Annotated in this window: 13 protein-coding genes and 1 pseudogene; 11 read left to right on the top strand and 3 right to left on the bottom strand. The window is 63.4% G+C overall.

What is annotated here, in order from left to right; genetic code table 11:
• Nucleotides 1-236: 236 nt before the first annotated feature.
• Both F3J24_RS19385 and F3J24_RS19380 read right to left on the bottom strand, forming a co-directional pair.
• Nucleotides 237-440: pseudogene (locus tag F3J24_RS19385) on the bottom strand (IS5/IS1182 family transposase); the annotation flags it as partial.
• Nucleotides 441-649: 209 nt separating this feature from the next.
• A complete protein-coding gene (locus F3J24_RS19380) occupies nt 650-1906 on the bottom strand; it encodes an MFS transporter (protein ID WP_167009790.1) in 1257 nt (418 codons plus the stop codon).
• Between the two features lie 90 nt (nt 1907-1996).
• On the opposite strand from F3J24_RS19380, the gene F3J24_RS19375 reads away from it, so the two are divergent.
• The 4 genes from F3J24_RS19375 to F3J24_RS19360 all read left to right on the top strand — a co-directional run bounded on the left by F3J24_RS19375 (nt 1997) and on the right by F3J24_RS19360 (nt 6584).
• On the top strand, nt 1997-2998 hold the full coding sequence (locus tag F3J24_RS19375) for a LysR substrate-binding domain-containing protein (protein WP_167009788.1): 1002 nt from the start codon (nt 1997-1999) through the stop codon (nt 2996-2998).
• Between the two features lie 208 nt (nt 2999-3206).
• The gene (locus F3J24_RS19370; protein ID WP_167009785.1) at nt 3207-3647 is read left to right on the top strand and encodes a hypothetical protein; all 441 of its coding nucleotides are present in this window, start codon (nt 3207-3209) and stop codon (nt 3645-3647) included.
• Between the two features lie 348 nt (nt 3648-3995).
• On the top strand, nt 3996-4577 hold the full coding sequence (locus F3J24_RS19365) for an HD family hydrolase (protein WP_167009783.1): 582 nt from the start codon (nt 3996-3998) through the stop codon (nt 4575-4577).
• Nucleotides 4578-5132: 555 nt separating this feature from the next.
• Entirely contained in the window at nt 5133-6584 is a 1452-nt protein-coding gene (locus tag F3J24_RS19360; RefSeq protein WP_167009968.1) for a sensor domain-containing diguanylate cyclase, read from the top strand.
• Nucleotides 6585-6804: 220 nt separating this feature from the next.
• Here the strand turns inward: F3J24_RS19360 and F3J24_RS19355 are convergent, their stop codons facing one another.
• Nucleotides 6805-7938, bottom strand: a complete 1134-nt coding sequence (locus F3J24_RS19355) for a CaiB/BaiF CoA-transferase family protein (protein ID WP_167009966.1) — start codon at nt 7936-7938, stop codon at nt 6805-6807.
• 184 nt (nt 7939-8122) lie between these two features.
• Here F3J24_RS19355 and F3J24_RS19350 point away from each other — a divergent pair, with 184 nt between their 5' ends.
• From F3J24_RS19350 to F3J24_RS19320, 7 genes are all read left to right on the top strand, one after another.
• Nucleotides 8123-8866: an SDR family NAD(P)-dependent oxidoreductase gene (locus F3J24_RS19350; protein WP_167009780.1), complete on the top strand. Its 744-nt coding sequence runs from the start codon at nt 8123-8125 to the stop codon at nt 8864-8866.
• A gap of 288 nt (nt 8867-9154) precedes the next feature.
• Nucleotides 9155-10360 (top strand): acetyl-CoA C-acetyltransferase, encoded by a 1206-nt coding sequence (locus tag F3J24_RS19345; RefSeq protein WP_167009778.1) that lies wholly within the window; start codon nt 9155-9157, stop codon nt 10358-10360.
• A 17-nt stretch (nt 10361-10377) separates the two neighbouring features.
• Nucleotides 10378-12549, top strand: coding sequence for a 3-hydroxyacyl-CoA dehydrogenase NAD-binding domain-containing protein (locus F3J24_RS19340; protein WP_167009776.1), 2172 nt, complete (start codon nt 10378-10380; stop codon nt 12547-12549).
• Between the two features lie 86 nt (nt 12550-12635).
• Nucleotides 12636-14354, top strand: coding sequence for a GMC family oxidoreductase (locus F3J24_RS19335; RefSeq protein ID WP_167009774.1), 1719 nt, complete (start codon nt 12636-12638; stop codon nt 14352-14354).
• Nucleotides 14355-14382: 28 nt separating this feature from the next.
• Nucleotides 14383-16812 carry an acyl-CoA dehydrogenase gene (locus tag F3J24_RS19330; protein WP_167009772.1) on the top strand — a complete coding sequence of 810 codons (2430 nt, stop codon included), beginning with the start codon at nt 14383-14385 and terminating at the stop codon, nt 16810-16812.
• A gap of 81 nt (nt 16813-16893) precedes the next feature.
• The gene (locus tag F3J24_RS19325; protein ID WP_167009771.1) at nt 16894-18252 is read left to right on the top strand and encodes an MFS transporter; all 1359 of its coding nucleotides are present in this window, start codon (nt 16894-16896) and stop codon (nt 18250-18252) included.
• Nucleotides 18253-18531: 279 nt separating this feature from the next.
• Nucleotides 18532-20139, top strand: a complete 1608-nt coding sequence (locus tag F3J24_RS19320; RefSeq protein WP_240154391.1) for an AMP-binding protein — start codon at nt 18532-18534, stop codon at nt 20137-20139.
• Nucleotides 20140-20238 lie beyond the last annotated feature (99 nt).

Here is a 20238-nt window from a genome sequence, read left to right as displayed (position 1 = left end):
CTCCAGGCTGCCAGCCCTGAGTTTTCAGCCTTGATCGCAACGACCTGCGTCAGGGTGGAGCGAAGCATAACCAGTTCCGCAAGCGCAAAAATTGGCTCCTGGAGGAGTACATGCAGGGCGGCGGTCTGCAGAAGGTGCACTGCTGGTGCGGCTGCTCAGCCGCAGTTCTTTCTCCAGAGCGGAGGCGTTGTTGCATGAATCAGTTTTGGGTCAAGCAGCCCCTGACCCCAGACTGTCTATGCCGCAGGCACCGTTTGCGGATGGCCCAGTTCAGTGAACCGATTCAGAATGGCGGCCCGGATATGCAGCTCATTGACCCGTCGCTCGAATGTGCGTGACATTACCCGCTCACCCAGTCGCTAGCCGCAATGTATCTTGGTCTCCATCAGGATGCGTTGGTGACAGCCACTCCAGCTTTTCCATAACTTGCGTCCAAAGCGCGACTGCAATCAGCCTGCAGCAGTCCGCTACACAAGGGTGGTGACCGACGCCTCATGGCCGGTAGTGTGAGTACGCGGATACGCGTCGAACATCTCTTCGCATCCGCCGAGCGGCTCATCTAGCTGCGAAGGATCGCTGTGGGGTGATTTCCACGCAGACCGACCTGTGGGGCGGTCTGGCGTGGAGACCAATGTTGAAAAGGCCTTCGTTACTCACGGACACGCGCCGCAGACTGCTGCGACGCGGCCAGCAAGGGGCGGGCGCCGACCGCGCACAGGGCGCAGGCCGACCAGACCAATACCCAGCCCTGCAGCGACAGCAGATGCGGAATCAGCATCGGTACGGCAAAACACACAATGAACACGCTGGTGTTGGCCATGCCCAAGGCCGTACCGGCGCGACCGGCTCCGGCCAGGGTCGCCAGCTCGGTATAGGCCACACCATGCCAGGCAGAAACACAGATACCGGCACCGGCGGTCAAGACCAGCAGCAAGAGCAGGCCCGGCGCAATGCAGCACGCTGTCGCAAGCGCCGCAAAAAGCAGCATGCTCAGCCAGCTGCAGGCGCTCAAATAGCTTTGGCGGTTGCGATGGCGGTCCGTCCAGCGACCACTCCATACGCGCATCGCCATGGCTGCGCACTGGACGACTGCCATGACGGCGGAGACCTGTTCAAGCTCGGCCTGGGCGAAGTCGTGCAGAAAGACCGAGCCGAAAGACAGCACTGCGAATTGTGGCGCGCACAACATGCCGATGCCGACCACGAAGCGCCAGGCGCGAGCATCGCGCAATGGGCTGGGGCCGCTGGCGAGCTGGTGCGGTGCATGCTGCGCAGCATGCGGCGGCTCGTGCACCCATGCGGCGACGAGCAGCGCGGAGAGCAGGCAGAAGCTCGCCAGAACGGCGAACACGGCAACAAAGCCGCCATGCAAGGTCAGCGCAGGCAGCAGCAGCGCACCGATGGCGCCGCCGAGCGGCACTGCCGTCTGGCGTATGCTCATCGCCAGGCCTCGCTCGCCATCCGCAAACCAGGTCATCACGGCCCGCCCGCTCGCGCCGTTGAGGCTGCCGCCTAGCAGACCCACCAGCACCAGACCGCCCGCCAGCCAATGCAGACCGGGCACCTGTCCAGCCTCAGGCGTTGCCCAGACGGCCATCGCAGCCAATGCGAGCGCCGTGCCGATCAAACCGGTGAGCAGCACGGGTCTATCCCCCCAGCGATCGGTAAGCAAACCCCAGGGCAGTTCGCTCAATGCGATGCCCAGGCCCATCAAGCCCAGCATCAGGCCGAGTGTGCTGGTATCGAGCTGGTATGAGGAGCGCATCATCACCGCCGTCATCGGAATTCCGCTGAAGGCGGTCGAGAAAGCGGCATTGGCGAGAACGCCTGCGGCCAATACCTTCCAGCGATGGCTTGGAGGGTGGACGGGCAGCGCAGGCAGCGAGAGACAGTCGGAAGAGTTCATGCCGCGCAGTGTGCTAGCGCCCAATCATTTTGAAAATCAAATAATATCGAACCAACCATCCTGTTTTTTGGGATGATTGGAAGGGCTTGTGTGTCTCGTGTGCTCTACGACCTGGATGTGCTGCGCAGTTTTTCGACAGGGGTCGCGCTTGGCAGTTTCGCGCGTGCAGCGGACAAGCTGGGGCGCTCGACTTCGGCGATCAGTGCCCAGTTGAAGAAGCTGGAGGCCCAATGCGGCACGCCGCTGCTGCGCAAGGCAGGGCGTGGTCTTGAGCTCACTGAGGCCGGTGAGACCTTGCTGGCCTATGCGCACCGCCTGCTGGACCTCAATGACGAGGCGGTGGCGGCGGTCAGCGGCAGCCAGCTGCGAGGACTGGTCCGGCTCGGACTTCAGGAGGACCTTGGCGACGCACTGTTGCCGGCCGTACTGGGCCGCTTTGCCAGGGCGCATCCCCAGGTGCGCATCGAGGCCTGCGTGGCGCGCAGCGACGAGTTGCGTGAACGCTTTGCTCGGGGACAGCTGGACCTGGCAATGCTCTGGGATGTCGGCGCAGATCTGTCCGGCATCCATGCCGAAACCGTGATGCGTCTGCCCCTGCATTGGATAGGACCTGCCGCGCCCGAGGTGCTGGACAGCCTTGGCTGCTTGCAGCCGGATCAAGAGGGCAAGCTGAAAACACTGGCTCTGGTGATGTTGGAAGAGCCTTGCCCGCTGCGCGAGCTGGTCACAGCCGTGCTGGAGCGAGCCGGCATTGCCTGGCGGCATGCGTTCAGCAGTGCCAGTCTCGGGCCGATCTGGGCTGCAACCTCGGCGGGCCTTGGGCTGTCGGTGCGTACTCCCTTCGGTCTGCCGCCGCATGTGCGCAGCTACGCGCCAGAGGAAATCGGCCTGCCGCCTCTGCCCACCATGGACCTGGTGCTTGGGCGTTCCCACTCTCTTTTGGAGCCAGCCGCAGAGCGCTTGGCTACCTTACTGGTCGAGGCCGTACGTGCGCGCACCATCTTTCCGGCCACTGAGGCTGTGCCATCGCCCCTCAACGAGCTGAGACTCAAACCTGGCCTCCCTGATCCAGCGGCGGTCCAACACGGTTGACAATGAGTTTGCAGTATCGGGTGCATCGTGCTCGATCCTGTGCGCCCGGATCTGCTTATTCAAGTATTTCCGCAGCCCTTGTAGGAGACCACCCCGACCCGGCCCCTTGACGACGATTCACCGTGCCTTCAGGCAAAATCCAGACGATAGTGGCAAGCTTGGCGTCAGGTCTGCCGGGAAGACCACCTTGAAGAATGGAACAGCATCAATGGCACTGACGAAGAAGGGCGAGTTCTGGTACGGGACGACGTCCGGCGACACCCAAGCCGAGCTGCGCAGCTACAGCGTTGCGAATCGCCATGAGGCCGTCCGGTTTGCCTCGTCCAAATGCAATTGCGGGTGCCGGACTTTCGCGCTGCAGACCGATGAAGAAGCTGGCGTGGCAATCCGCACTTGCTCCGACTGCGGGCAGAAACACCTGATGGGCGACAGCGCGGACCACGTTGAAGAGGCCGTCCCCGAGGCGCACGAGTGCGTGTGCGAGAACGAGGTGTTCGAGCTGATGTCCGGCGTCTCCGTGTACGAGGGCACACACGACGTGCGCTGGTACTACATCGCTTGCCACTGCGTGGAATGCAATCTGGTTGGGGTCTTCGCAGACTGGAAGTGTGAAGCGGGTGATGCGGCGGCATTCCTAGCCAAGGTATGAGCGCGTGCCTCCCGCAGAAGATTCTGCTCGCAGGCTCGAGCGGCTGAGGAGTGTCATGAGGTGGTCGGGGGACTTGGCTGTATCAATGACGACAATCGCTGCAAAGCAGGCATTGACCGACCACACCGCGACCGACCGCAATGGGGCGATCTGCGGCCGTCGTAGCCTGAACAAACGCCGGCTATCAGCATGTGCCGCCCAAAACCAGATGCAGCTGCGTTTGGCTTAGCTCCTTGCACGGTAAATGTCAGTTAGCACGCCCACAGCCTTGGTTGAACCTCTTTGTTGGTTCAGCCGAGCTTTCGGCATGCAACGACCTGGGTTATGAGACGCTTTATAGAATCGGGCATGAATATCGACGATATCAAGGGCCGTCTAGCCTTTCTGCAAGAGGCTGAAAAGCTCAAGAGCGTGCTCCGAAGCTCTCACACCTCCACGGGCAGGGCGGAAAGCACCGCCGAACATACATGGCGCCTGTGCCTGATGGCTATGACCTTCGCGGACGAGCTTGCCGGCATGGACATGCTTAAGATTCTCAAAATGTGCATCGTTCATGATTTGGGCGAGGCCATTCACGGCGACATTCCAGCCATCGAGAAAAACCAGCATCCTGACAAGAGCGCGCAGGAAAAGACCGACCTTCTGCATCTGACTCGCTCTCTAGACGAAGCACAGCGAGCCGACATCCTGGCACTGTGGCAGGAGTATGAGGACGCAGCCTCACCCGAAGCAAAAGCCGTCAAAGCACTGGATAAGCTTGAAACAATCCTGCAGCATAACCAGGGGGTCAACCCGCCTGATTTCGACTACGAGTTCAATCTGACCTACGGTCAGAAACACACAAGCGCTGATCCTCTGTTCGCATTGATGCGTAGCATCATTGATGAAGCCACACGCGAGAGATTGGCCGAAAAAGCCAGCTCACAGTGACTGCAATGTGTCGTTTTCCGCCTGTCCAGTCGCTGTAAGCGTTCAGCCGTTAGAACGATGGCGCTAGTCATCGTCGCGGTGGTGCGAGTTAACGGCAGCCTCCACGCCAGCGCGCACCAACATTTGCAGCTTGCGATCCAAGAGCTTGCCGTAAAGCCTCAGCAAGGGTAGCCGCTGCTCTGCTTATGACGGCAGCCATCCGGTCTGCGCAGCCGGTTGGTATCGGCGTCCCGGTGCTGACGTCCTCGTACTGGCTTGCCCGCAGGCCTGTCTTTGTGGCGGGCTATCCCATCTCTCTTAAGCCGTTCTGGTAGTCCGCTTGCTTGCGGCATTGGCCGCAGGCAGACCGGCGCTGCAAGGGCCTGGCTCTGTTGCGGCAAACACAGGCAGAATGGGGTGCGCGGAGGCCAGTGCACGGTGTTGTCTCGCAAGAGCGCACCCGCATGCCTGCATCGAAAAAATGTGACCGGCTCGCTCAAATACAGCAACGACATGAAACTATTTCGCAAGTCTGCTTTTGATCACCGCAACGTCGTTTCCCGTGCTCCTTATGCAATGCTTCTGGTAGGGGGGATCATTGCGCTTTCGATGACGGCCATCTGCACCATTGTTCTCTATCAGAGTCGGCTGGATGCCATGGCACATGCGATAGAGACATCGCGCAATGTGGCGCTTCTTGCCGAAAACGACGTGGTGCGGAACTTCGAGCTCTATGCGCTGTCGCTGCAGGCCGTGGTCGATGGGCTGAACGACTCCGAAGTCATGGCCGCGTCCCCGCATGTGCGCAACGCAGCCTTGTTCGATAAGGCCGCGACGGCCTCCTATCTGGGATCCATTCTGGTGCTCGATGCGCAGGGGCGAGTGGTCCTGAATGCGGGCTCGGAAAATCCGCTGAGTGGGCATTACCTGGAGCATGATTTCTTCAAGGTGCATCAGGAAAGCCCCAACGTCGGTCTCTATGTGGGAGACCCTTATTCATCGACACTGCACGGCGGCTCGCTGAGCATTCCGCTGAGTCGCCGGATCTCCCATGCGGACGGCTCGTTCGCGGGGATTGTGCTGATCGATGTCCAGCTGGAGTATTTTCAGAAGCTGTTCTCCGTGCTTTCGCTGGGCAAGCACGGATCGCTGGCACTGATCAGAAAAGATGGCGCCATGATGATGCGCCAGCCCTTCGATGCCAAGGTCATCGGGCGCAATATCCGCAATGCCAGCACCTTCAAGCAGTTCATGCTGGCGCCCGAAGGCAGCTTCTCGGACACCTCCTACCTGGATGGCGCGCAGCGCGCGTATTACTTCAAGAATCTTCCGAGCTTGCCATTCATCATCATGGTGGCGAAGGCGCATTCCGATATCTATGCCGTATGGCGCCAGCGCGCCTTGCTGATTGCCTCCGTCATGGGAACGCTCACCATGGCTTTCATCGGCCTGTCTTTCGCGTTCGGAGTGCAGCTCAAGCGCCGCATGCGCGCAGAGTCCGAACTGGCGCTGCTGGCGCGTACCGATGGTCTGACCGGCCTGAACAATCGCCGCAAGCTCGACGAGATCATCGAGCACGAGTGGCACAAGGCCAAAAGAAGTCACAGCGCCTTCTCGCTGCTGTTCGTGGATATCGACTGGTTCAAGGCCTACAACGACACCTACGGTCATCAGGCCGGGGATGAGGTTCTGGCGACCGTGGCCAGATGCATTGCCAACAATATCCGGCGCCCCGAGGACAGTGCGGCCCGCTATGGGGGGGAGGAATTCATCGTGGTGCTGCCGGACACGACCCTGGATGGAGGCGCGCTGATTGCCGAGAACATCCGGGAGGCAGTCTCCGAGCTTGCGATTGCGCACACCGGAAGCGAATTCGGCTGCATCACGGTCAGCATCGGCTGTGCGGCCTGGGTGCCGGGCAAGGATCTGGACGTGCAGGAGGTGCTGCGTTCGGCCGACAAGGCTCTGTACGGCGCCAAGATGACCGGGCGCAACAAGGTCGTTCTATCCAGCGCGCCTGCGGCATAGCGCCGCAGGCGCGCTGGTGACGTCGGAGCTTGGCCTGCATGGCAGCGTCTACCCCGGCAAAGTAGGTTGCCTGAATAGTGATAGCTGCTACCGCTTGATATACATGGATTTCAATATAAAAAGATCTGAAATCTACTCATACAAATCGATAGAAGCTATATTTTCTGTAGCATTCATCCCCTGCGTCGCTTGCTCGCCTCGCCGATTGCAAGATGGCTGCTCAGGCACAGGCCTTGCTCTCGCGCAGCGCCGCTATATCGGCCTGGGTATATCCGAGGGCCGCTAGCACGGCATCGGTGTCCTGGCCGATCCTGCTGCCCGGTGTGGGTCGGCGCGCCGGGGTGCGCGAAAAGCGTGGAGCGGGTGCCGGCTGGCGCTGGCTGCTGCCTTCCACTTCCAGATCGACAAACAGCTGGCGCTGGGCGTTGTGCGGATGGGAGGGGGCTTCGGCCAGGCTCAGCACGGGGGCAAAGCAGACATCGCTGCCTTCGAGTTCCGCGCACCACTGTGCCCGGGTCTTGCTGCGCACAATCCCGGCCACGCGGGCCTTGAGTTCGGGCCAGTCCGCGCTCTGGTACTGGCGCCTGGGGTCCACATCGGTCAGGCCCAGCTTCTGCAACTGCAAGGCATAGAACTGTGGCTCGATCGCGCCGAGGGTGATGTATCTGCCATCGGCGCACTCGAAGGCCTCGTAGAAGGGCGAGGTGTTGAGAAAGTGGTTCTGCGTGGGGTCGTCCTTCCAGTAGCCCATGGCGCCGCGCATCTGGTGCATCAGGCCGCTCATGGCCGCCACGCCGTCGATCATGGCGGCGTCCACCACCTGACCCCTGCCGGATTGGCGTGCCTCGTGCATGGCGCACATGAGGCCGAACAGCAGAAACATGGCGCCACCCGCCATATCGCCCACGATGGTCGGCGGCAGCACGGGCGCCTGGCCGGGGCGCATGGAGGTGGACATCGCGCCCGTCAGCGCCACATAGTTGATGTCATGGCCTGCGGCCTGGGACAGGGGGCCGGTCTGGCCCCAGCCGGTGACGCGACCAAAGACCAGGCGGGGGGCGCGGCGGGCGACTTCCTCGGGGCTGAAACCCAGGCGCTCCATCACGCCGGGCCTGAAGCCTTCGATGAGCGCGTCGGCAGACTCGATCAGCTTCCAGGCGGCGGCGCGTCCAGCCTCGGACTTGAGGTCCAGCGCGATGGACTTCTTTCCCCGGTTCTGCGCCATGCGCGGGTAGCGGGATGCCGCCGCATGGTCGGCGCTGCGCTCGATGAGAATGAGCTCTGCCCCCATGTCGGCCAGCATCATGCCGGCAAAAGGGGCAGGGCCTATGCCTGCAAATTCGAGGACGCGCAGTCCGGACAAGGGGCCAGCGTTCTGGCCCTGGGACTGGTTTTCTGTGCTCAAGTCGGTCTCCTGTGGTGTCTCTGACTTTTCTATCTTGTGGATCCCGCCGGTTTTGACCCCGTCCATTTGGAGTATGTCCGGGGCACAGGCCGGGCTAACACTGGGCATTCCGCATAAAAAAGGAGTGCAAGACATGTTCAGGCTGGATGGGAAAGTGGCGTTGGTCAGTGGTGCCGGGCGCGGCATGGGGTTTGGCATCGCGCAGGCGCTGGCCGCGCAGGGCGCGCATGTGGTGGTCAATGACTTTCATCAGGAGCGTGCCCAGAATGCGGCGCGCCAGTTGCAGGAAATGGGTTTCAAGGCCTCGGCCCAGGCGGCGGACCTGAAGGACCGCGCAGCCATCTTTGCCATGGTCGAGCGCATCCAGGCCGAGGTGGGCGTGGTCGATATCTTTGTGCACAACGCCGGCATTCCGGCCCAGGGCTGGGGCTACACGCCGTTTCTGCGGTCGCCCGAGTCCGAGTGGAACGCCTGGTTGCAGCTCAATCTGCACGGGTTGATGCATGCCTGCCAGGCGCTGTTGCCCGCCATGCAGCAAAGGGGCTGGGGCCGCATCGTCGCCATCAACTCCGATGCGGCGCGCACGGCCACGGGCATGGGACTGTGCGCCTATGGTGCGGCCAAGGCGGCGGCAATCGGTTTCATCCGTAATCTCTCGGGCGAGGTTGGCCCGCATGGCGTGACGGCCAACGCCTTGTCGCTGGGCACCATGAACAACTGGGAGGGCTCGGAGAAAATTGCCAAGAAGGGCACTTCCGTGGGCCGGGCCGGCTCGCCCCAGGATGTGGGTGCGGCCGTGAGCTATCTGGCATCGACCGAAGCGGAATGGGTCAACGGCCAGGTGCTGCCGGTCAATGGCGGAGGTCTGGTGGCCTGAGTCCGACAGCTTTGCTCGCAGCCTTCCTGTGGTGAAAGCAGGAAGGCTATTTTGTCGCTCATGAGACCGCGAGCGGTGGCAGCGAAGGCGACAAAGCCTCCGGTGCGGGCATTCTGGCGGCGCAAACCGGCTTTCGCGCCAGGAGAAGCAAGCCATGTGCCACCAGGGGCGGTTGCGGCCGGGTTTTCTCATAGTCTGCCCCTAGTCTGAATCAGGTAGGTTGGGGAAAAAGCCGTATGGCAATCTGAAAAAGAACTCGATAACAACCTGGTGATGTGAGGAAAGCAGATGGAGGCATTGATCTTCGACCATGTCCGGACCCCCCGAGGCAAGGGCAAGCCGGATGGCGCACTGCATGAGGTGACGCCGGTCTGGCTGGCGGCCCAGCCGCTGCAGGCTTTGCGTGAGCGCAACCAGCTCGATACCTCGGTGGTGGACGATGTGGGCATGGGCTGTGTGGTGCCCGTGGGCGAGCAGGGCGGCAATGTGGGCCGCATGGCGGTGCTGCAGGCCGACTATGCGCAGAGCGTGGCCGGCGTGCAGCTCAACCGCTACTGTGGCTCGGGCCTCGAAGCCGTGAGCTTTGCGGCGGCCAAGGTCATGTCCGGTCAGGCCGATATGACCATCGGTGCCGGCGTGGAGATGATGTCCCGCGTGCCCATGGGATCGGACGGTGGTGCCTGGGCGCAGGACCCGCAACTGGCCAGCAAGACCTATTTCGTGATGCAGGGCATTTCGGCCGATCTGCTGGCATCGCTACGCGGCCACAGCCGCCAGGATCTGGATGCGTACTCGGCCGAAAGCCATCGCCGCGCCGCCAAGGCCTGGGCGGAGGGGCGCTTTGACAAGTCGGTCGTGCCCGTCAAGGATTTTCTGGGCATGACGCTGCTGGAAAAAGACGAGACGATTCGTCCCGAAACCACGGTCGAATCTCTGGCCGCGCTCAAGCCCGCATTCACCGAAATGGGCCAGAAATACGGCTACGACAGTGTGGCGCTGCAGCGCTATCCGCAGGTCGAGCAGATTCAGCACCATCACCACGCGGGCAATAGCTCAGGCATTGTCGATGGGGCAGCGGCAGTGCTGATTGGCACGGCAGAAGCGGGTGCCAAGCAAGGCCTCAAGCCCCGTGCGCGAATCCGCGCCTTTGCCAGCATAGGCTCCGAGCCGACTCTGATGCTGGACGGCCCGGCCCATGCCGCACGCAAGGCCTTGGCCAGGGCGCGCATGCAGGCTTCGGACATCGATCTGTGGGAGCTCAACGAGGCCTTTGCCACGGTGGTGCTGACCATGATGGAGGAGCTGGACATTCCCCATGAGCGCATGAACGTCAATGGCGGAGCAATTGCCATGGGCCACCCGCTGGGGGCGACGGGCGCCATGATTCTGGGCACGGTGCTGGACGAGCTGGAGCGCACCGGCAAGCGCACGGCGCTGATCAGCCTGTGCGTGGCGGCGGGCATGGGCTCGGCCATGATCATCGAACGCGTGTGAGTGAGGAAGCAGACATCATGACAACGGAAATCATTCGCTACGCCGTAGATGGGGACGGCATTGCCACGCTAACGCTGGATTACCCCGGCAAGACCATGAATGTGATCGACCAGGCCTTCATGGACAGCCTGGAGGCCTGTATTGCACGCATGCAAGGCGACGACGGGGTGCGCGGCGGCATCATCACCTCGGGCAAGGACAGCTTTGTCGCCGGAGCCGACCTGATGGGCATGGAGGCCAATATCGACGCCATGGCGGACATGCCCATCGAGGAGCTGTTCGCCTCCTGCGCGTCGCTGTCGAGGCTGCTGCGCAAGCTGGAGACCCTGGGCAAGCCGCTGGTAGCGGCCATCAACGGCATGGCACTGGGCGGCGGCTATGAAATCTGCCTGGCCTGCCACCACCGCATTGCGGCCGATGCCCCCACGGTCATGGTCGGCCTGCCCGAGGCGCAAGTGGGCTTGCTGCCCGGTGCCGGCGGCACCCAGCGCCTGCCGCGCATGATCGGCATTCTGGCTGCCATGCCTTTTCTGATGGAGGGCAAGCAGCTGCAGGCCGTGAAGGCCAGGGAAGCCGGACTGGTGGACGAGGTGGTGGCTCCCGAGCAGTTGCTCGGCGCTGCCAAGGCCTGGCTGCTGGCCAGCCCTACGGCAGTGCAGCCCTGGGATGTGAAAGGCTTTCGCATTCCCGGTGGCGGCCCGCTGGATGCGCGCGTGGCCCCCGCTTTCGTGGTGGGCAACACCCTGCTGCAGGCCAAGACCTTTCACAATATGCTGGCGCCGCTGTGCATTCAGAGCTGCATCTACGAAGGCTGCCAGCTGCCCATGGACAAGGGCCTGCGCATCGAGAGCAAGTACATGGCCACGCTGTCACGCAGCCCCGTGGCGCGGGGCATGATTCGCACGCTCTTCGTCAACAAGAGCAAGGCCGAGAAAGGCATGCACCGCCCTGCAGGCTTTGCGCCCTTCCAATGCCGCAAGCTGGGCCTGATAGGCGCGGGCATGATGGGCGCGGGCATTGCGCTGGTGGCCGCCCAGCGCGGCATTCAGGTGGTACTGATAGACCGGGATCAGGCGGCAGCGGACAAGGGCAAGCAGTACGCCGAGAAGGTGCTGGCGAAGCTGGTGGACAAGGGCCGCCAGAGCCGCGAGAAGGCCGACGCCATCCTCGCGCGCATCATGCCCGGCACCGACTACGAGCTGCTGCGCGATGCCGATATGGTGGTCGAAGCCGTCTTCGAAGACCGTGCCATCAAGGCCGAAGTCACGAAGAAGCTGGACGCTGTGCTGCCACCAACCTGTGTGCTTGCCAGCAATACCTCGGCCCTGCCCATCAGCCTGCTGGCGCAGGCAAGCGAGCGACCCGATCGCTTTATCGGCCTGCATTTTTTCTCGCCGGCCGACAAGATGCCGTTGGTGGAGGTGATTCGCGGCCGTCAGACCTCGGATGCCACGCTGGCGCAGGCACTGGACTTTGTGGCCCAGCTCAAGAAGACGCCCATTGTCGTCAACGACAAGCGCGGCTTTTTCACCAGCCGCTTCATCGGTGCGTTTGTGGATGACGCCATCGGCATGGTGGCCGAAGGCATTGCCCCGGCATTGATAGAGAACTGTGCCAAGCATGCGGGTATGCCCGTGGGGCCGCTGGCGATTACCGACGAGCTGTCGATCGATCTGTCCAAGCATGCGGGCGAAGCCCAGGCCAAGGAGTTCCCCGGGGAATACAAGCCGGGCCGTTCCGTGCCCGTGATCGGCAAGCTTTTTGAGCTGGGTCGCCTGGGCCGCAAGATGGGCAAGGGCTTCTATGACTACGACCCTAGTGAGGGTGGCAGCGGCAAGCGCATCTGGCCGGGCCTGGCCGAGCACTACCCGCTGAAAGCCCTGCAGCCCAGCGCCCATGATCTCAAGCAGCGCATTCTCTATGTGCAGGCCGTCGAAGGAGCACGTGCCATGGAGGAGGGCGTGCTGCTGGCGCCGGCCGATGGCGACATCGGCTCGATTCTCGGCGTGGGATTTCCTGCCTACACGGGCGGCCCCTTCTGCTTTATCGACGGCATAGGTCTGCCGCAGTTCGTGGCCGAGGCCGACCGTCTGGCCGATCTGTTTGGTGAGCAACTGCGCCCGCCGCAGCTGCTGCGCGATATGGCGGCCAAGGGGCAGACCTTCTACGGCAAAACCGCCAGGGCCTGAGCAGAGTGCAAAGGGTGGGCGGGCGCGCCCACTCTTTATCGGCTCGGCACAGTCACTCATCCAATAAGAATCAATGGAGACAGGCCATGGATGAAGTCTTTGATTACATCGTCATCGGAGCAGGCTCGGCCGGTGGCACGCTGGCGGCAAGACTGAGCGAGAGTCGCGAGCACAAGGTGCTGCTGCTGGAAGGCGGCGTCAGCCACAAGGATCTGCTGGTGTCCATGCCTTCGGGCTGGGGCCAGATGATCAACAGTCCCCGCTATTCCTGGGGGCACGAAACAGAGCCCGAGCAGTACGCAGCCAAGCGCCGCATCAGCCTGCCGCGGGGCAAGCGCCTGGGCGGGTCTTCGTCCATCAACGGCATGATCTATGTGCGCGGCGATCGGGCGGACTTCGACAGCTGGGCTGAGCAAGGAGCGGTGGGCTGGAGCTATGACGAGTTGCTGCCCTACTTTGTGCGCACCGAAGACCAGCAGCGCAGCGAACAAGAATTCACCCGGCCCTGGCACGGGCGCGGCGGGCCGCTGACGGCCAACAATCTGCACAACCCACATCCGGTATCGCTGGCCATGGTGCAGGCCGCCATTCAAGCCGGCATGCCCGCTTGCAAGGATTTCAACAACGGCCATCCCGACGGGGCAGGGCTGTTTCAGGTCAATCTCAAGAATGGTCAGCGCTCGTCGGTGGCTAAAAACGCCATCGAGCCCGCCATGCAGAGGCGCAATCTGGATGTGCGCATGCAGGTGCTGGTCACCCGCATAGGTCTTGACGGGCTGCGCGCCAGCACGGTGCACTGGAAGGACAAGGCCGGCGCAAGCCACGCCGCCCGCGCCAGCAAGGAAGTGCTGCTGTGCGCCGGTGCCCTGCAGTCGCCCCAGCTGCTGATGCTTTCTGGCATCGGCCCGGCAGCACACCTGCAGGAGATGGGGATTGAGGTCAAGGTGGATCTGCCCGGAGTGGGCGCCAATCTGCAGGACCATGCGATTGTCCCCATGTCCTGGCGCATGAAGACTGGAACGCCCAGCCTCAACCGCTCGCTGCGTGGCCTGGGCATTGGCGCTTCGCTCATCCAATACCTGTTGACCAGGCAGGGCGCCATGGCCATGCCGGCCTCGGAGTTTGCCGCCTGGTTCAGCAGCGATGCGAGCCTGCCCTACAACGACATCCAGATTCACGGTCTGCCCGTGACCGGCGATATCGAGGGCTATATGCAGGGTGGCAAGAACTATCGCACCGAAGCCTTCCCCGGCATGACGATGGCTCCCTATCAGGTACGGCCCTATTCACGCGGCCAACTGAGGCTCAGGAGCCGCCATCCCGAGGAGCTGGCCAGCATTCGCATGAACTTTCTGCACGACGAGCGTGACCGCAAGGCGCTGCTCCATGGAGTACGCATGGCCAGCAGGATTGCCCGCCAGAGCGCGCTGGCCGGCCTGATCGAAACGCAGACGCGCCCGGCACCAGGCCTCCAAAGCGATGACGAGTTGCTGGACTGGATCTCCATGTACCTGGGCTCGGGCCATCACGCCAGTGGCAGCTGCCGCATGGGCGATGCGGCCGACCCGCTGAGCGTGGTCACGCCCGATCTCAGGGTCAAGGGCGTGCAGGGCCTGCGCGTGATTGATGCCTCGGTCATGCCGCATCTGGTGTCGGGCAACACGAATGCGGCATCGGTGGTGATCGGCGACAAGGGTGCCGATCTGGTGCTGGGCCTGACGCCGCCAGCCAACAGGATGTCGAATATGTCCGGCGCAGCGGCCGCTGCGCTGTCGGATGGCGCAAGAGCCGCCGCCGTGGCCTGAGTTTTAGAAGAATGGGTGGAGACAGAAGATGAACTTCGATTTCAGTGACGACCAGAATGCCTTGCGCAACGAAATTCGCAAATTCCTGACCAGGGAATCGCCGCTGACGCAGACGCGTGCCTTGCTTGAGGGCGAGGGCGAGCATGCCCAGAACGTTTGGAGCGGCATGGCCCGGCTGGGGGTGACCAGCCTGATGCTGCCCGAGGATTGCGGCGGCATAGGCCTTGGTGCCATGGAGATGTGCGTGGTGGCCGAAGAAGTGGGCCGCCAGCTCAGCCCCGTGCCCCTGGCTTCGACCATGTATCTGGCGGTGCAGGCCGTATTGCTATCTACACAGGAGCATTCCGCGCAGCGACAGCAATGGCTGCTGCCGGTTTCGGGCGGAAGCATTGGCTGTCTGGCAGCGCCTGCCGACGGGCAGGACCCTCCATCCGGTCTGCCCCTGTTTGACGGCAAGACCCTGAAGGGCGACTGCCCGCTGGTGGCCGACGGCATGGCCGCGCAATGGGGTGTGGCGCTGGCGCGTAACACGATGGGGGCGCAGGTGCTGGTGGCCTTCAGGTTTGACGGCTCGGTGCGGCGCGAAAAGCTCAAGACGCTGGACCCCTCCAAGCCCTATGCCCGTCTAAGTTTTGACCATACGGAGGCAGAGCAGCTGGACTGCAGCCGCAGCGCTGCCGAGGTCATGCGGCGAGTGCGCAATCGCGCGGCCGTGATGCTGGCCTTTGAGCAGCTGGGTGCGGCCGATGCCGCGCTGGAGATGGCCAGCAGCTATGCCCGGGAGCGCAAGGCCTTTGGCCGGCCCATCGGCTCCTATCAGGGCATCAAGCACAAGCTTGCCCACCTCTACACCAGCAACCAGCTGGCCCGTGCGCATTGCTATTACGGCGCCTGGGCCCTGACGGCGGACATGGCTGCGGCCGATGGTGCGCCCGAGCTGGCGGGCGCAGCCGCAGCAGCACGCGTGAGCAGCACCCAGGCGCTGTCGGATGCCGCGCAGGAAAACCTGCACACCCACGGCGGCATGGGCTATACGTGGGAGCTGGACTGCCATCTGTTCTATCGCCGCGCGCGTCAGCAGGCCGTGGAGCTGGGCAGCATCCATGCCTGGCGCGAGCAGGTCGCCACCGAGTTGCAGCAGCGGCTTCTCGCAGCTGAACCTGAGGCGCCTGCAAAGAGCGCGAAGCAGGCCGGCAGCCAGTCCATGGACTTCGAGGACACGCCCGAAGAGGCGGCATTCCGCGCCGAATGCCGCGCCTGGCTGCAGGCCAATGCCGAGCCAAAGGCCAGCGCCGACGACTATTTCGGCCGCGACATGACGGCCGCGCAGCGCCTGGAGGCGGCCCGGGTCTGGCAAGGCCGGAAGGCGGCAGCAGGCTTTGGCGCCATCACCTGGCCCAAGGTGCTCGGCGGCCGTGGCGGCACCCCCATGCAGGAACTGATCTGGCGCCAGGAGGAGGGTAAGGTCAAAGTTCCCACGGGCATGTTCAATGTGAGCCTGGGCATGGTGCTGCCATCGGTGATGGCACATGCCAGTCCCGAAGTGCTGGGCCAGCATGTGGCCCCGGCGCTGAGCGGCAAGAACCTCTGGTGCCAGCTGCTGAGCGAGCCAGGCGCGGGCTCCGACCTGGGCATGGTGCGCACACGTGCCGAGCGCGCGACCGATGGCCGAGAGGGCTGGATCATCAACGGCCAGAAGGTCTGGACTTCGCTCGCGCAGTTTGCCCAGTGGGGCCTGGTGCTGGCCCGTACCGATCCGCAGGCCAGCAAGTTCGAAGGGTTGAGCACCTTCTTTCTGGACATGCATTCGCCCGGCATTACCGTGCGCCCGATTCGTCAGGCTGGCGGCGAGTCCGAGTTCAACGAGGTCTTTTTCGAGGATGTGTTCGTGCCAGACGGCCAGTTGGTGGGGAAGCTGGGCGGTGGCTGGAAGGTCACGCTGACGGGATTGATGGCCGAGCGCCTGGCTATTGGCGGCGTGATGCCCGCCGAGCTGTGGCGCACCACGGCAGGTCTGCTGGCCGATCTTCGCTTCGAAGGCCGGCCCGCACTGGAGGACGGCCGCCTGCGTGAGCGCTGGGCCGATCTCTATATGAAGGAGCAGGCGCTGTGGCTGCTGCAATGCCGCGCACTGACGGCGCTGAGCAAGGGGCGCCAGCCCGGCCCGGAGATGAGCGGCGCCAAGAACGTGGCCGCTGCCGCGCTGCAGTCCTTCAGCTACTTCGCTATCGATCTGCTGGGCCAGCGCGGCGTGCTGGCGGCCAGCGAACTGGCGGCCAGCGGATTGGGTGAGCGCTTTGCGATGGTGGAGCGTCTGTGGTTTGGCTCTGCCGGCATGCGCATTGCGGGTGGTACCGACGAGGTGGTGCTCAACAGCATTGGCGAGCGCGTTCTGGGGCTGGCCGCCGAGCCGCGCAGCGACAGGGATGTTCCCTTCTGCGAACTGCTGGCCCGTTGATCCGGCGCCCCGCTCTTGTGCCGGGGAAGAAGCTTTCATTGATTCAACGTGGCGCAGATCACGTTCTTCAGGAGACAGGAAATGAGTGTATCTGCTGCGACCCGCGTGTCGCAAGCTGCTTCGGCAAAGCAGCGGCCGCTTGGCAACGTGACGGGCTGGCGCCGTCACTATCTGCTGCTGGTACTGCTGCTCGTCTATGGCGTGAGCATGATCGACCGGCAGATCATGGGGGTGCTGATTCAACCCATCAAGCAGGAGATGGGGGTTTCGGACAGCGCCATGGGGTTGCTTACGGGTCTGGCTTTTGCGCTGTTCTACAGCATTCTGGCCGTTCCCTTTGGCCGCTTGGCCGACCGTTGCAACCGGCGCAACCTGATTGCCTGGTGCTGCGCAGGCTGGAGCATCGCCACGGGGCTGTGCGGCATGGCGGTAGGCTTCTGGAGCCTGACGGCCGCCCGTGTGGGCGTGGCGGTGGGAGAGGCGGGCAGCACGGCGGCATCGACCACCATGATCGCCGATGTCTATCCGCCCGAGCAGCGCAGCCGCGCCATGAGCGTGCTCAGCCTGGGCCCGCATTTGGGCTCACTGGTGGGGCTCGGCGTGGGCGCCTGGATTGCCCAGCACTACGGTTGGCGCTCGGCCTTCCTGTGGCTGGCCTTGCCTGGCGTGCTGGTGGCCATGCTGCTGCGCCTGACCTGCCGTGAGCCCGTGCGGGGGGCTCAGGACGGGCGCCCGGCGGCACAGGCCGCCGCCGACAAATTTGGCGATGTCATGGCCGCGCTGGCACGCAACAAGGCGTTTGTGGGCCTGGGTCTGGCCAGCATGCTGATGGCGTTCTCGGGCTATGCGATCGGTATGTGGAACACGGCGTTTCTGGTGCGATCGCACGGTCTGCAGCTCAAGGATGCGGGCGCCATCATGGGCTTCATCGGCGGGCCTGCAGCCATCGCTGGTGCTTTGCTCAGCGGCTGGCTGACCGATCTCATGGCCAGGCGCGACAAGCGCTGGCAGGTGGGCATGCCGATTCTGGGCACATTGATCTCGGTGCCGCTGGGGCTGGCCTTCTATCTCAACACCTCACCCCAGACCTGGCAGTTTGCGGGGCTGCAGATTCCCCACGCCGTGGCCTTCTATGGCCTGTTTGCCATCTTCTCCAGCTTCTGGGCGGCACCGGTGTTTGCGGCACTGACCAATGTGATCGCAGCGCATCGCCTGGCGACCTCGCTGTCCATCTACAACCTGCTGCTGACGGCTGTCGGTGGCGGCCTGGGGCCCTTGGCGGTGGGTCTGCTCAGCGACGCCTTCACTGCCGGTTACGGGCAGGAGTCGCTGCGCTGGGCGCTGGTCTGCATGCTGGCGTTCTATCTGCTGGCGGTGGGAATCTATGTCTGGACCATCAGGCACTACGCGGCGCAGCTGGCAGCAGGAAAGACGGCTTGAGCGGCAGGGCGGGAAAGCGTCAGTCAGAGCTTTTCCTGCCCTGGGCTGGCCGGTAGCCCACTGGCGCGCCGTAAGGCACGCGCCCTAGGGTTGGCGCTCATGGCAGCGCAGGCTGTTTTGCCCGAGCATTGGCGCGCCAAAGACCAAGGGTCTGTCCCCAGTTCAAGCGGACGATGAATGCCGCAGGCCGGCCGCCGAGCATGAGAGCGATTGCAGACACAGTGAATTCAGAACAACTCAAGGACAGACGGAGACAGGAAGATGAAGCGGACCTTCAATTTGGCAGATATTTTTGAGCTGGTGGTACAAGCCGTGCCCGATCGCACAGCCTTCGGTTGTGGCGACCAGAAACTCAGCTTCAAGCAGCTCGACGAGCGAGCCAATCAGCTGGGCAATGCGCTGCGCGCGCGTGGCATAGTGCGTGGCGACAACGTCGGCATCCAGCTCTACAACTGCGCCGAGTATCTGGAGGCCTTTTTTGCCTGCAGCAAGATCGGCGCCGTGCCGGTGAACGTCAACTACCGCTATGTGGCCGACGAGCTTCAGGGACTGTTCAACAGCCTGGATCTGCGAGCCCTGGTCTATGGCGCGGACTTCGATTCATCGGTGCTGGACGTCATGCCCCGGGTGCCAACGCTGCGCCTGGCGTTGCGGGTTGGCGCGGCGCGCGATGGCCTGCCCAGGAGCGTTCAGCCCTACGAGCCGGTGCTGGCCGAAGGCGCCCGCGAGCTCACGGACGCCGAGCGCAGCGATGACGATATCTTCATGCTCTGCACCGGCGGCACCACGGGCTTGCCCAAGGGCGTGATGTGGCCGCACAAATCGCTGTTCATGGGGGCCCTGGGCGGTGGCGGCTATTACTTCCGCCGGCCGCCCGTCGAAAGGCCCGAGGAGCTGCAGCCGCTGGTGGCCAACGGACCGGCGCTGGCCTATCTGGCGGCGGCTCCGCTCATGCATGGCGCGGCCATGTGGGCCACCCTGATCAGCCTGTTTTCCGGGCATCCGGTCTATGTGAACGATCGCAAGAACTTCGATCCCGTGCATATGCTGGATCTGATCGAGCATCACCAGATCAATGTGATGGCCGTGGTGGGCGATGCCATGGCCCTGCCCATCATTCAGGCGCTGGAGAACAACCCCGGGCGCTGGCCTCTCAAGTCGCTGATGATTTTCGGCAACGGCGGTGCCGTGTTCTCGCGGCACCTGCAGGAGCGGCTGCTGTTGCAGGTGCCGCATCTGGTGCTTAACAACGGCATGGCCAGCTCCGAGTCCGGCGTTCTGGGCGGCGGAGAGAAGACGCCCGAGGGCGAAGGTTTCATGCGCATCGCGCCGCGTCCCGACCTGAGCGTGATCTCCGAGGACCTGCGCATTCTGAGGCAGCCCGGGGAGGAAGGCATTCTTTCGCGCCGTGGCCACATGCCCCTGGGCTATTACGGCGATCCCAAGAAAACGGCCGAGACCTTTGTCATGGTCGAGGGCAGCCTCTGGGTGCTGACTGGGGACAGGGCCCGTATCGACACCACGGGTGAATATGTGGTGCTGGGCCGCGGCTCGCAGTGCATCAATACCGGGGGCGAGAAGGTCTACCCCGAGGAGGTGGAGGAAACCGCACGCCGCTACCCGCCGGTTCAGGATGTGGTGGTCGTGGGCGTTCCGGACGAGCGCTGGGGCAGCAAGGTGGTGGCCGTGGTGCAGGTGCAGCCGGGTCGCGAGTTCGATCTGCTGGAGTTCGAGAAAGTCTGCCGCAGCAATCTGTCGGGCTACAAGCTGCCGCGCGCCGTGTACCTGGCCACTGAAGTCAGGCGCAGCCCGGCAGGCAAGGCGGATTACCGCTGGGCCAAAGCCTATGCGGCGGAGCATGAGCCGCTGACTGCAGCGACGGCTTGAGCCGGAAAAAAGGAAGTAGTTTCAGACCACAAAGCAATACCCTGTTCGTCGCGCCTGACGACGGGATTTAAAGGAGGCCACGGCCTCCTTCTTTTTTTA

Origin of the sequence: Comamonas sp. Tr-654, assembly GCF_011752915.1 — a bacterium.
Taxonomy (GTDB): domain Bacteria; phylum Pseudomonadota; class Gammaproteobacteria; order Burkholderiales; family Burkholderiaceae_C; genus Comamonas.
Note: the sequence above shows the minus strand (reverse complement) of the source record. Positions and strands in the feature narration are given on the sequence as shown.

Coding starts and splice junctions, on each gene's coding strand:
- F3J24_RS19370 (WP_167009785.1), top strand. CDS start 3,207: ATGGCACTGACGAAGAAGGGCGAGTTCTGGTACGGGACGACGTCCGGC.
- F3J24_RS19365 (WP_167009783.1), top strand. CDS start 3,996: ATGAATATCGACGATATCAAGGGCCGTCTAGCCTTTCTGCAAGAGGCT.
- F3J24_RS19335 (WP_167009774.1), top strand. CDS start 12,636: ATGGATGAAGTCTTTGATTACATCGTCATCGGAGCAGGCTCGGCCGGT.
- F3J24_RS19325 (WP_167009771.1), top strand. CDS start 16,894: ATGAGTGTATCTGCTGCGACCCGCGTGTCGCAAGCTGCTTCGGCAAAG.
- F3J24_RS19330 (WP_167009772.1), top strand. CDS start 14,383: ATGAACTTCGATTTCAGTGACGACCAGAATGCCTTGCGCAACGAAATT.
- F3J24_RS19350 (WP_167009780.1), top strand. CDS start 8,123: ATGTTCAGGCTGGATGGGAAAGTGGCGTTGGTCAGTGGTGCCGGGCGC.
- F3J24_RS19360 (WP_167009968.1), top strand. CDS start 5,133: ATGCTTCTGGTAGGGGGGATCATTGCGCTTTCGATGACGGCCATCTGC.
- F3J24_RS19380 (WP_167009790.1), bottom strand. CDS start 1,906: ATGAACTCTTCCGACTGTCTCTCGCTGCCTGCGCTGCCCGTCCACCCT.
- F3J24_RS19345 (WP_167009778.1), top strand. CDS start 9,155: ATGGAGGCATTGATCTTCGACCATGTCCGGACCCCCCGAGGCAAGGGC.
- F3J24_RS19340 (WP_167009776.1), top strand. CDS start 10,378: ATGACAACGGAAATCATTCGCTACGCCGTAGATGGGGACGGCATTGCC.